The 12,445-nt window shown below is 60.6% G+C and carries 11 protein-coding genes; 5 read left to right on the top strand and 6 right to left on the bottom strand.

Features of this window, described 5'->3' with window-relative positions:
- Positions 1-21: 21 nt before the first annotated feature.
- The 4 genes from hemL to FDY93_RS06650 all read right to left on the bottom strand — a co-directional run bounded on the left by hemL (position 22) and on the right by FDY93_RS06650 (position 4,594).
- The gene (gene hemL / locus FDY93_RS06665) at positions 22-1,305 is read right to left on the bottom strand and encodes a glutamate-1-semialdehyde 2,1-aminomutase (protein ID WP_138234978.1); all 1,284 of its coding nucleotides are present in this window, start codon (positions 1,303-1,305) and stop codon (positions 22-24) included.
- A 140-nt stretch (positions 1,306-1,445) separates the two neighbouring features.
- Complete coding sequence (gene thiD / locus FDY93_RS06660) at positions 1,446-2,237, bottom strand: bifunctional hydroxymethylpyrimidine kinase/phosphomethylpyrimidine kinase (RefSeq protein ID WP_138234977.1); 792 nt, start codon at positions 2,235-2,237, stop codon at positions 1,446-1,448.
- 129 nt (positions 2,238-2,366) lie between these two features.
- The gene (gene hemJ, locus FDY93_RS06655; RefSeq protein ID WP_138234976.1) at positions 2,367-2,789 is read right to left on the bottom strand and encodes a protoporphyrinogen oxidase HemJ; all 423 of its coding nucleotides are present in this window, start codon (positions 2,787-2,789) and stop codon (positions 2,367-2,369) included.
- Between the two features lie 74 nt (positions 2,790-2,863).
- Positions 2,864-4,594 carry a chloride channel protein gene (locus FDY93_RS06650; protein WP_240913983.1) on the bottom strand — a complete coding sequence of 577 codons (1,731 nt, stop codon included), beginning with the start codon at positions 4,592-4,594 and terminating at the stop codon, positions 2,864-2,866.
- Positions 4,595-4,808: 214 nt separating this feature from the next.
- On the opposite strand from FDY93_RS06650, the gene argC reads away from it, so the two are divergent.
- The 4 genes from argC to erpA all read left to right on the top strand — a co-directional run bounded on the left by argC (position 4,809) and on the right by erpA (position 7,674).
- Positions 4,809-5,864 carry an N-acetyl-gamma-glutamyl-phosphate reductase gene (argC, locus tag FDY93_RS06645; RefSeq protein WP_138234975.1) on the top strand — a complete coding sequence of 352 codons (1,056 nt, stop codon included), beginning with the start codon at positions 4,809-4,811 and terminating at the stop codon, positions 5,862-5,864.
- Positions 5,865-5,935: 71 nt separating this feature from the next.
- Entirely contained in the window at positions 5,936-6,667 is a 732-nt protein-coding gene (locus tag FDY93_RS06640; protein WP_240913982.1) for a DUF6776 family protein, read from the top strand.
- A gap of 102 nt (positions 6,668-6,769) precedes the next feature.
- The gene (locus tag FDY93_RS06635; protein WP_240913981.1) at positions 6,770-7,180 is read left to right on the top strand and encodes a bactofilin family protein; all 411 of its coding nucleotides are present in this window, start codon (positions 6,770-6,772) and stop codon (positions 7,178-7,180) included.
- Positions 7,181-7,320: 140 nt separating this feature from the next.
- Positions 7,321-7,674 carry an iron-sulfur cluster insertion protein ErpA gene (gene erpA / locus FDY93_RS06630; RefSeq protein ID WP_138234972.1) on the top strand — a complete coding sequence of 118 codons (354 nt, stop codon included), beginning with the start codon at positions 7,321-7,323 and terminating at the stop codon, positions 7,672-7,674.
- A gap of 86 nt (positions 7,675-7,760) precedes the next feature.
- On the opposite strand, the gene FDY93_RS06625 is transcribed toward erpA, so the two are convergent.
- Entirely contained in the window at positions 7,761-8,873 is a 1,113-nt protein-coding gene (locus FDY93_RS06625; RefSeq protein ID WP_138234971.1) for an anhydro-N-acetylmuramic acid kinase, read from the bottom strand.
- Positions 8,874-10,256, bottom strand: a complete 1,383-nt coding sequence (locus FDY93_RS06620) for a peptidoglycan DD-metalloendopeptidase family protein (protein WP_138234970.1) — start codon at positions 10,254-10,256, stop codon at positions 8,874-8,876.
- Between the two features lie 317 nt (positions 10,257-10,573).
- Between FDY93_RS06620 and tyrS the strand changes: the two genes are divergently transcribed.
- Complete coding sequence (tyrS, locus tag FDY93_RS06615) at positions 10,574-11,884, top strand: tyrosine--tRNA ligase (protein ID WP_138235139.1); 1,311 nt, start codon at positions 10,574-10,576, stop codon at positions 11,882-11,884.
- Positions 11,885-12,445: the final 561 nt, after the last annotated feature.

Here is a 12,445-nt window from a genome sequence, read left to right as displayed (position 1 = left end):
CTTAAGAAACGTTGCTAGTTGTCAGGATAGGGAGGCAAACACCCGACGCGCGGCGGCGATGGTATTGTCGATGTCCTCATCGCTGTGGGCGGCGGACATGAAGCCGGCTTCGTAGGAGGCCGGGGCCAGGTACACCCCCTCGTCCAGCATGCCGTGGAAGAAGCGGTTGAAACGCTCCGTGTCGCAGGCCATCACCTGCTGGTAGTTGCTCACCTGCTCCGCATCCGTAAAGAAGAAACCGAACATGCTGCCCACCTTGTTGGCGGTGAGAGGAATACCGGCCTCTTTGGCGGCCGCGAGCACACCGTCCACCAGGCGATCGGTCTTGGCGGTGAGTTCATCGTACAGACCTGGCTGCTGGATCAGTTGCAGGGTTTCGAGGCCCGCCACCATCGCCATCGGGTTGCCCGACAAAGTACCCGCCTGGTATACCGGGCCGAGCGGTGCGATCTTTTCCATGATCTCGCGCTTGCCACCGAAGGCACCCACCGGCATACCGCCACCGATCACCTTGCCCAGAGTGGTGATGTCCGCCTCAATGCCGTAGTAACCCTGGGCGCCGGTGAGACTCACGCGGAAACCGGTCATGACCTCGTCCAGAATGAGCACCGCACCGGACTGGTCGCACACCTCGCGCAGGGTTTCCAGAAAGCCCGGCACCGGCGGAATACAGTTCATATTGCCTGCCACCGGCTCGACGATAATGCAGGCAATCTGCTCGCCGATCTCGGCAAAGCACTGCTTCACGCCCTCAATATCGTTGTAGGTCAGGGTAATAGTGTGATCCGCCAGTGCCGCCGGCACGCCGGGGGAGGAGGGCACACCCATGGTCAGGGCACCGGAGCCCGCTTTCACCAGCAAGGAATCGGAGTGGCCGTGGTAGCAGCCCTCGAACTTGACGATCTTGTCGCGGCCGGTGTGGCCGCGGGCCAGGCGGATGGCGCTCATGGTGGCTTCGGTGCCGGAGTTGACGAAGCGCACCAGCTCCATGTTCGGCCACAGGCGGCAGAGTTCTTCCGCCAGTTCGGTTTCCAGTTCCGTCGGCGCGCCGAAGCTGAGGCCGGACTGGGCCTGCTCGATGACCGCTTCGATCACATCCGGGTGCGCGTGGCCCAGCACCATCGGGCCCCAGGACTGGACATAGTCGATGTAGCGTTTTTCGTCGGCATCGAAAAGATAGGCGCCCTCGGCGCGCTCAATGAATACCGGGGTTCCGCCCACCGCGCGGAAGGCGCGCACCGGGGAGTTGACGCCGCCGGGGATGACTTTCTGGGCTTCGGCAAAGAGGGATTCGGATTTGCTCATAAAGATTCGGAAACCGCTTGGGAATTGGAAAGTGACGGGAAATTCCGCGATGGAATGTGCGCGCATTATCCGCGTCGGCGCCCGCAGTCGCAAACGGTGCGGCCGGCAAAATGGTGCAGAGAGGGTTTGAGCGCTGCGCGCTAGTCTTTGCAGGTCCAGAATAACCGGTTGGGCACCGGGCGCCCCATGCCCAGGCGGCGGCTGTCGGCGATGGCGCTCCAGGTGAACTGCTGGCTGCGGTTCACTGCCTCCAGTATGGTCAGGCCGTGGGCGATGTGGCAGGCGATGGCGGTGGTGAGGGTGCCGCAAACACCATAGGCGGCCGGCGGCAGCTGCTGCCAGCGGAACTCGCGCACCAGCCCGCGCACGTCGTACAGACGGTTTTCCAGCTGTTGGTCGCAGGCGGGCACACCGGTTAAGAGCAGGTAGTGGCAGCCGCTCTCCAGCAGCTCCTGGGCCTGTGCGTCGTGCACGTCCGCTTCACCCGCCATGGCGCGCGCTTCGCGTCTGTTTGGCGCCACCAGAGTCGCCAGCGGCAGCAGCAGGTCGCACATGGCTTTCCAGAGGGGGGGCGCCAGCAGGCTCTCTTTGTTGGCGAGGGTGGCATCCGGGTCGATGACGATGGGGATGTCGGGATAATCCCGCAGCACGCTGTGCAACGCATGTGCATTCTCCACGGACCCGAGGTAGCCAATCTTGATCGCGGCCACCGGCATGTCTTCGAGCACCGCACGCGCCTGTTCCACCAGCAGATTCTCGTCCACCGGTGCCACGCCGATCAGCTCGCGGGTGTCGCCCACGGTAATCGCTGTGACCACAGAGGCACAGTGGCAGCCGAGACTGGCTGCTGTTTCGGTATCCGCCGTGATACCGGCACTACCGCTGGGGTCGTGATGGGTAACGGTAAGGACGATCGGTTGGCGTGTATCCATGAACTTTCGGGAGTGTTGCGCGGGTTTCCTAATTCTAGCCCCCGTACTTCTGCAGGGGGACATTGGCGGGTGGCCTCGCGCGCCCCTGTTACAGAATTGCGAGAGCTGCCGCGCCCGCCAGCGGGTGAATCAGAATGGCCTGACCACGGCGAGTATCACGATGGCCAGCAACGCCAGTACCGGCAGCTCGTTGAACACCCGGAAGAAACGCCCGCTCTTTTGTACGGTACCGGCGGCAAACTTCTTCACATAGCGGCCGCAAATATGGTGGTAACCGATCAGCAGCACCACCACGGTGAGTTTGGCGTGCAGCCAGCCGGCGGACAGGTAGTAATCGGCGTTGTAGCTGATCAGCCAGCCGCCGAAGACAATGGTTGCGATCATCGATGGGGTGGCGATGCCCCGGTAAAGGCGCCGCTCCATGATCGAAAAACGGTCTCTGCTCAGGGCATCGGTGGCATCCACGTGGTAAACGAACAGGCGTGGCAGATAGAACAGCGCAGCAAACCAGCAGACCATGGACACAATGTGGAAGGCTTTTACCCAAAGCATGGAGGCTCCTGTTCCGGTATTTGAACCGGCTTAAAGGCTTGTGATTTTTGTGGCCAGTGGTGCCTGGTTGCATGTCACTGGCGGTAATAATGCTCGATGTGTTGCGGCAGGATGATACCCGCCACGTCGCTGTCCAGTACACCTGGGCTGCCCTGGTCATAGTCGCGCCCGACATACAGAGCGCCGGCGCCACGCTTTTCCAGCCGTTGCTGGGCTTCCAGCAGGGTGGCGCGCCAACTGATCGGGGCCATTTGCAGGCGTTCGCCCGGCAGACGCAACAAGTCGATTTTTTCCTCGCTGTTGCCGTCCGGTTCTGCGTCCTCGCTGTCCTTTTTCGGCCGCTGCAGGAAATTCGCCAGATCCGCGGTGCGCAGCGCCTGCGGCGTGTCCTCGCCTCCCACCAGCAGCCACGCGGGCTGCCGCTCGATCAGCCGCTCGGCCTGGGTGCGCTCGAGTAGTGGCGGAGTGATGGCCACCGCGCGTTCCATGACACTGGTGACGCCTACCCGGCTCAGCAGCTGCGCACGCCAGCTTGGGGTACCGCTCTTACCCAGCGCCCGCAGGGATTCCTGGTAAATGCCCTCGGTGGCGAAGATCTGTCGGCTCACCAGGCATGCCACCACGATGGTCATCATTGCCGGGAACAGTACGTTGGGGTTATACGTGAGTTCCAGGATTGCAAGCAGGGCCGCCAATGGGGCGTTCAGCAGGGCCGCCATCATCGCCGCCATGCCGACCATGGCGTAGAGCCCCGGGCTTGCGGTGGCTGCGCCCAGCCAGTGATTGGCCAGATGCCCGGCACCGCCGCCAATACATGCGCCGAGAATGAGGCTGGGACCGATGACACCGCCGGGAATTCCGAGGCCGGTGGCGAGCGCAGTGGCGGCCAGCTTCGCCAGCACGATGACGGCGAGCGCGGCGACGCCCAACTGGCCGAGCATTGTCAGCTCCAAAGTGTCGTAGCCGGTGCCGAGGATTTCCGGAATCCACAGCGCGAGAATGCCGGTGGCGATGCCCACCAGGGTGAAGCGCAGCAGCGGAGAGTGTTGCTGCTGTAGTGGCACCAGATAGCGCTGGCTGATGATGAATAACGCGGCCAGCGCGCCGATCACCAGTGCACAGACGAATAGAATTGGCAGCTCCGCCAGGGATTCCAGTTGCGACGCGGGTACGCTGAATGCGGCCTGGTGGCCGAACGCCAGGCGGCTGGCCGCGGTGCCGCTGACGGCGGCGATCATCACCGGCAGGAAGCCGGCCACGGTGTACTCCAGCATCACCACTTCCATTGCGAAAATCACACCCGCGAGCGGGGTATTGAAGGAGGCCGCGATGGCTGCGGCCACGCCGCAGGCCAGCAGAGTGCGCACCGAGTTGTTTGGCAGGCGCAGGCGGTGCGCCACCCAGCTGCCGGTGGCGGCCCCGAGGTGTACCGAGGGGCCTTCGCGGCCGACGGACTGACCGCTCAGCAACGCCAGCGCGCCGGCGAAAAACTGCAGCAAAGCGTTTTTCATCGGCATCTTGCCCTGGTGATTGTGCAGGCGGTCGAGCACGTGGACCACACCGGTGGGGCGACCGGAGGGGGCCATCCAGTGAAATATGATGCCAAGTACTAGGGCGCCGAGCACGGGTAGTCCGAAGCGCCAAGTGTCCGGTAGGGATTCAAAATCGTCGACCCTCGGCAGGTACAGGATCGCGGGAGCCTCGCTCAGTTGGCGGAACCCAATGACGACCAGCCCTGCACAGATGCCGATGATCAGCGCCAGCAGAATGAGCACTGAGAGCGCCTGCTGCGAGGACAGTTGCAATTGCAGCTGCTCCAGCAGCCTGGCGTGCCGGCGCCGTGTGTGAGAAAACGGGGAAGAATCAGGCTGCTTGCTGCGCCGCACGGCGTGTCCTTACTTGTGTTTGGCTGTCAACGGGTTGGCTTATGGTAGAGTGCACGGCTCAGTATACAGGGGCAACCGCCCGCCAGCAGGGGCTGGCGTCGAGCCTGGGGAAAATGATCAGCGAGGAGCGAGCGTGAGCGTCATCAAAGCGGCAATCGTAGGGGGAACAGGTTATACAGGTGTGGAGCTGTTGCGCCTGTTGTCCGGGCATTCGGGGGTGAAGGTCACCGCGATCACTTCCCGCGCGGAAGCCGGTACGCCGGTGGCGGAACTCTTTCCCAGCCTCCGCGGTCATTACGATCTGAAATTCACCGCACCGGAAGTGGACGAGCTGGCCCAGTGCGATGTGGTGTTTTTTGCCACTCCCCACGGTGTCGCCCAGGCGCAGGTGCCGGAATTGGTGGCGCGCGGTGTGCGGATCATCGATCTGTCGGCGGATTTCCGCCTGCAGGATATCCCCGCGTGGGAGAAATGGTACGGCCAGCAGCACGCCTGTCCGGAACTCGCTGCGCAGGCGGTATACGGACTGCCGGAAGTGAACCGTGCGCAGATCGCCAGCGCGCAACTCATTGCGTGCCCCGGTTGCTATCCGACGTCCATTCAGTTGGGCTTTCTGCCGCTGCTGGAGGCCGGGCTGATTGAACCCACCGGTTTGATCGCGAATGCGGCCAGCGGCGCCAGCGGCGCCGGGCGCCAGGGCAAGACAGATCTGCTGTTTGCCGAGAATAACGATAGTTTCCGCGCCTACGGTGCCTCCGGCCACCGCCACCTGCCGGAAATCGAGCAGGGTTTGAGTCGCGCCGCCGGAGGCCCGGTGGCGCTGACGTTTGTGCCGCACCTGCTACCGATGGTGCGCGGTATTCACGCCACCCTGTACGCGACACTGGAGAATCCCGCAGCGGCGGAATCCGCCCAGGAATCGCTGCAACAGCTGTTCGAACAGCGCTATCAGTCCGAACCCTTTGTCGATGTGATGCCCGCGGGCAGCCATCCACAGACCCGCAGCGTGCGCGGCACCAACATGTGCCGGCTGGCGGTGCTGCGGCCGCAGGGGAGAGATACTGTGGTGGTGCTGTCGGTCATCGATAACCTGGCCAAGGGCGCATCCGCACAAGCGATCCAGAACATGAACATCATGTTTGGTTTAAATGAGAACCAGGGGCTAGAGAGCCCGGCACTGCTGCCTTAGAATCGGCGCAGTCAGGCAACAACAAAATACACGACACCCAGGCAGTACATTCCAGACCAATGACACGCAAAGTGAAAGGCAGCAAACAGTACCGTATGAAGGTGGTGCCCCACAGGCCCATCATTCACGGTGTTTTCTCTGTACTGGGGGTGACCCTGCTGGTGCTCTCTACGAGTGCCGGAGCCTTTTTTGCGGGCCAGTACCAGCTGAGCAGGAATCTGGACGAAAAATCCCGTGCTCATGCCAAAACGCTGGATGAGGTGGAGCACCTGCGCGCGGAGATCGAGGCCCTGAGGGTGCGTGCCGCCACGGCCGAGCAGTCCGTGGCTATCGGCGAGCAGGCCGGGGAGTCCTTGCGCGGGGAGCTGGTGGCGAAGGAAAACCAGATCGCCGAGCTGCGCCAGGAAATCTCCTTTTACCGCGGGATTATGGCACCGTCTGAGGGCGGCGATGGTGTCTCCATCGGTCGTTTCAGCATTTCCGATGCCGGTGAGCGCCGCTATCAATACAAGTTACTGGTGCAGCAGTCCGCGGCAAGTCATCAGGTGGTGACCGGCGCGGTGCAGTTCACCATTGTCGGACAGCTGGACGGTCAGTCACGCCGCTACGCTTTGGCGGATTTGTCGCCGCAGGTAGAGAGCGAATCCATCCCCCTGCGGTTCAAGTATTTCCAGAATATCGAGGGAGAGCTGCAGTTGCCTGAGGGCTTTGTGCCGGAAGGTGTGGAACTGTCGCTCAAGTCCAGCAAGCGCAATGGTTTCAATATCGACCAGCGCTACGGCTGGCTGGTGCAGCAGAGTTGAGCTGCTGAAGCTGAGGGCGCAGCTGCGCGTCACTGGAGTTACCAGGCTCCGCTCCATTCAAGAGGTTTTGGTTGAATCATGTTGAAAAAGAAAGAGAAAATTATGGCAAACACCGGCGGTAACAATACGACGCTGATCGCCCGCCACACCGAGGTGACCGGTGATCTGCATTTTCGCGGTAACCTGGTGATCGAGGGCCGGGTGAATGGCAATGTCTCTGCCCACAGCGACAGCGAAGCGCGCCTGCAGATCGTCGATGGCGGTATCATCGAGGGTGAGATCCGGGTGCCCAACGTGGTGGTGAACGGCAATGTGAAAGGCGACGTGCACGCCAGCGGCCACCTGGAGCTTGCCTCCAAAGCTATTGTCGAGGGAAATGTGCACTACAAACTGATCGAGATGGTCAAGGGTGCCCAGGTCAACGGCTCTTTGGTTTCCAATGTGGATGTCGACAACGCCGGCGAGCCGCGGATGTTGGGCTATTCCACCGAAGCCAGCGCCGAAGCGGAATAATTCGCGGCCATTGGTGAAACCCGGGAAATTTGGCAATACTTGACCCATTTGCTGGGTTTTACCCATAATGCGCCCGCGCCACCACCTTTCGTGGTGGGCAGCCCCAGGCAGGGGCTGAGAATCTGTTTCGAGAGTTATCTATGTCTGAAGCTGTTTCCTTTTCTCCCGATCCGGTCCAGGTGACCGAAAAGGCCGTTGCCAAGGTCAGGGGATTGCTGGAAGAGGAAGGCAATCCCGATCTGAAGCTGCGGGTATTTGTGACCGGCGGCGGCTGCTCCGGCTTCCAGTACGGCTTTACCTTTGATGAGCTGGTTGCGGAAGATGACGCCGTGATCGAGAAAGATGGCATCCAGGTACTGGTCGATGCCATGAGCTACCCATACCTGGTGGGTGCCAGTGTGGACTATGAAGAGGGGTTGTCCGGTTCCCGCTTTGTGGTGCAGAACCCGAATGCCTCCTCCACCTGTGGTTGCGGTTCATCCTTCTCTATCTGAGACCTGAATCTGATAGATCGAGAGCGCCCGGAAAATCCTGTATTGGGCGCCATCCTTTCCCATCGGTTACGCGATTCACAGCCGCGTCAGGCGGGAAAGATTCCTCCCAAGATAGTTTCTTTTTCCGCGCCGGTGACTGCCGGGCAGTTGCCGCTGAGCCCATGTATGGTCTGGCGCGCCAGCCATGCAAAGCCGGCGCCTTCCACCCAGTCTGCGTCAATGCCGTACTGATCCGTGGCTGCCACCAACCAGGTGGGGAGACGCCGGCGCAGGCGCTCCATCAGATCCTGGTTGCGGGCACCGCCGCCGCACACTAGTAATTCACCGCCGCGGGCAAATTCGTGCACCCCGTTGGCAATGGATGCCGCGGTTACTTCCGCCAGTGTCGCCTGGACATCGGCGGGGGCCAGTTCCATGCCGGCGCAGGCCAGCTCCAGCCAGTTAGGGTTGAACGCTTCGCGGCCAGTGCTCTTGGGTGCTGGCGCGGCGAAAAAAGGATCGGCCATCAACCGGTTGAGAAGCTCAGGATGCACACTGCCGCTGGCGGCCCAGGCGCCGTCGGCATCATATGCGGTGCCCCGGTGCAGTTTGATCCAGTAGTCCAGAAGGGCGTTGCCCGGGCCGGTATCGTAGCCGCGCACGCCACCGCTGGCTGTCAGCTCGGTAATGTTTGCCATGCCGCCAATATTTACTACCGCGCGGTCGCGGTCGGCGCGGAACACCGCATTGTGGAAGGCGGGCATTAGCGGTGCTCCTTGACCGCCCAATGCCATATCCCGGCGGCGGAAGTCCGCTACGGTGGTAATGCCGGTCAGGGCGGCAATGGTATTGGGGTCGCCAAGTTGCAGGGAGAAGGGGATGGAGACACTGCCCGGTGGCCGGTGGCGCACGGTCTGGCCGTGGCTGCCTATGGCAGTGACGGCAGAGGGCGCGACTCCGGCTTGCTTTAAAACGGCGAGCGCGGCGGCGGCAAACTCCTGGCCGAGCTGTCGGTCGAGCTGACCGGCCCGGTCCAATTCCGAGGGCCCCGGCGCGCAGAGGGCGAGGATCGCCTCGCGCATTTCCGAAGAAATAGGGTACCCGAGTGCCGCCCGGGTCTGGCACTGCAGGGCGTCGCCAGTTTCAGAGAACTCCACCAGCACCGCATCGATGGAGTCGATACTGGTGCCGGACATCAGACCGATATAGAGATCCGTCATTCAGTTTACGGAGTCCTTCTTGTCTTTGTTTTTGTCGTCTTCATTCTTGGCCAGTGCCGGCTGCTCATAGCGCTCGAGCTGCGCCATCAGCGGCTGGGTCTGGGCCTGGAAGCGCGCCATTTCTGAAGAGGCGATCGCCTTTGCCTTCGGCAGCTGGCGCACGATGGTGGCCGGATTGCGGTGGTGGCCGTCCACCAGGAATTCATAGTGCAGGTGCGGGCCGGTGGCGTAACCGGTGGAGCCCACGGTGCCAATGACCTGGCGCTGCTTCACGCGCTGCCCCTGCTTTACACTGCGCTTGTGCAGATGCAGGTAGCGGGTTACATAGCGCTCGCCATGCTGTACGAACACATAGTTGCCGTTGGCCTTACTGTACCCTGACTTGATGACTTTGCCGTCACCAGCGGAGTACACCGGTGTTCCCGTCGGAGCCGCGTAATCGGTGCCGTTGTGCGGGCGGTGCGTCTTGAAAATGGGGTGCAGGCGACGCGGATTGAAATGTGAGCTGATGCGGCCAATATCCACTGGAGTGCGGATGAACGCCTTGCGCATGCTTTTGCCTTCCGGCGTGTAGTAGTTGGTGTCACCGTTGCTGTCGGTGTAGCGCACCGCACTGAACGTCTTGCCCTGGTTGGTGAAGGTCACCGCCTGAATGGCGCCGTTGCCGATCTTCTCGCCGTCGAGAAACTCCTCGTCAAACACCACGCTGAAGCTGTCGCCTTTGCGGATGTCCAGTGCAAAGTCGATGTCGGAGCCGAAGATATCGGCCATTTCCATGATCAGGTTGTTGCTGAGGCCAGCTTTACTGCCGTCTACGAACAAGGAGCTCTCGATTTCACCCTGTCGGAACGCGGTGTAGCGCTCCGCTTCGCGTTGATGCAGGGCGTACTTGTATTCGTCGGAGCTGTCGCGGCTGAACTCCACCTTGCTGAGGCGATCGCGGTGCAGCTCGAGACTCTGCAGGCTGCCACTCCCGTCGATCTGGAACGTGAGGTTTTCACCCGGTACCAGCTTGGCCAGTTGCTTGGCTTCCTTGCCGCTGGACAGCAATTGGTACATCTCCGCATTGCTGAGGCCGGCGCGCTGGAACAGGTCGGAGAGGGTGTCTCCGTTGCGCACGGTTTCCTGCACGATGCGCAGCCCTTCCATCACGCTTTGAGGGGCAGTGTCCTGAGGTGCTAGGGGTGCCGGTGCTGCAGCCGCTTCTTCGGGCAGGCTGAGGGAAACTTCCAGCGCCGTGCGCTTGGCCTCTACATCTGGAGGGGATACGAACAGGGTGAGCGCCAGCGCGAAGCTTGCGGCACCGGCAGCCAGTGCGTGGGTTCTCGGGAAATGTTTGCCCAGGGCGCCCAGCAGGCGTGGATTTTTGCGGTGATTTTGCATGGCTTTATACGGTGGTGGCGCTGATAGTCATTGTTATGTGATCCCGGCGATCATGCCTAAAAAACGAACACAAAGAGGGCTTTATAACAAAATTCCCGCCGTGGTTCACGGGGTAATTGACCTGTCTGTCCATGATTCGGTTCCTCTGTCTTGCCGGCGTTTTTTGCCACCGCCTCCGGGGGCTGGCCATTGTTCGCCAGCGTCCGGCCGCGCTTGTATTTGCCGCAGGATTCGGTACATTTGCAGCCCAATTTTTCGCCGCCGGAACCAGTTGCCGGGGCTTTTGAGTGCAAATGAACTTACTGCAAGGGGATACAATGGCCGGAGTGGATGCGACACTGCTGGAAGATCTTACGCGCCGCGGGCTGGTCAATCAGGCCACCGGTGACGGCGAACTGGAGCAGCACCTGGCAGAAGCGAGTCGCACACTCTATTGCGGCTTTGATCCCACTGCGGATTCCCTTCACATAGGGAGTCTAGTTCCCCTGCTGACACTCAAGAGGTTTCAGGCGGCAGGTCACAAACCGATCGCACTGGTTGGCGGCGCAACCGGCCTGATTGGCGACCCTTCCTTCAAAGCGCAGGAGCGTTCACTCAATACGCCGGAAGTGGTCGCTGGCTGGGTGGAGAAAATCAAGCAGCAGGTCAGCGCGTTTGTTGATTTCGACGCTGTTGAAAACCCCGGCATTGTTGTCAACAACCTGGACTGGACCAAAGACCTGAGTGTGCTCGACTTCCTGCGAGACGTGGGTAAGCACTTCTCCGTCAACAATATGGTAAACAAAGAGTCCGTCAAGCAGCGGCTTCAGCGGGAAGGGGAGGGTATTTCCTTCACCGAATTTGCCTACATCCTGCTGCAGTCCATGGATTTCTCTGAGCTGTACAAGCGTTATCAGTGCACCCTGCAAATCGGTGGGTCTGATCAGTGGGGCAATATTACCGGTGGCGTGGATCTCACCCGTCGCCAGCACCGCGGAAAAGTCTTCGGCCTTACCCTGCCGCTGGTCACCAAGGCGGATGGCACCAAATTCGGTAAAACCGAAAGCGGTACCATCTGGCTCGACCCAAAGCGCACATCACCCTACGCCTTCTACCAGTTCTGGCTGAATACGGCGGACGCGGATGTGTACAAGTTCCTGCGCTACTTTACTTTCCTGAGTGTCGACGCCATCGACGCGCTTGAAAAGGCGGATGCGGAGCGTCAGGGGCGCCCGGAAGCGCAGGGCGTACTCGCCAAAGAGGTGACTCGTCTGGTTCACGGTGAGGAGGGGCTTCAGGCTGCCGAGCGTATATCCCAGGCGCTTTTCTCCGGCGGTATTGAAGAGCTTTCTCAGAGCGATCTGGAGCAGCTGCGCCTTGACGGCCTGCCCAGCTCAGAGTTGCCACGCGAGTTCACCGCTGAACAAAGTCTGATTCAGTTGCTGGTGGATGCCGGCATGGCACCGTCAGGAAAGCAGGTGAAAGATGCCCTCGGCCGCAATGCGGTTTTGGTGAATGGGGCTGACGTGGGTATGGACAGCAATGGCGTTCCTGCAGAGGTATTTGCAGGTGGCAGGGCCATGCACGAACGTTTCTATGTTGTTCGCCTGGGGAAAAAGAAATACCACCTCTTCTACCGTTCCGCCTGATCAGTTTTTGAGTGTTTTTTAAGCGGAAAATCTTTTTTACAGTTTTGTCACAAAAGTGCTTGCGCCGGCGGGGTCGGATTCGTATAGTTCGCGCCCTCGCCGCTGACGAGGCAACTCAAAGCGCGGCGGGATGGCAAAGTAAGCTGTTGATCTTCAAAGGGTTTTCCCTGAAAAAGAATTTCAGAAAGCGCTTGCCAAGGTCGAAGAGGTCGCTATAATGCGCGCCACTTCGAAGGTCGCCGGAAGCGGTGGCCGAGGTGCTCGAAAGCGTTGAGGTTTAACGTTTTCGAAGCCAAAAAAAGTCTGCCAGAAAGCACTTGCTTCAGCAGATCGGATGTGTAGAATACGCGTCCCCAGTGATGACCGAGCGTCACGCTGAGTTGTTTAAAAATTCGATCAAGCAATATGTGTGGGTGCTTGCGGAGTGATGGATCGAACATCTGCCCCTGACCTTAATTGGGAAGGGCCAGAAAAAGATTTATCGGAAGCAAGTAACTCATGTCAATGAATTACGCCAAATCTCAGGATTTATCCTGAGGCTAGGTACAGCATTCCGAGCAA

The organism is Microbulbifer harenosus (assembly GCF_005771435.1).
GTDB classification, from domain to species: Bacteria; Pseudomonadota; Gammaproteobacteria; order Pseudomonadales; family Cellvibrionaceae; genus Microbulbifer; species Microbulbifer harenosus.
This window is presented reverse-complemented; position numbering and strand designations above follow the sequence as displayed.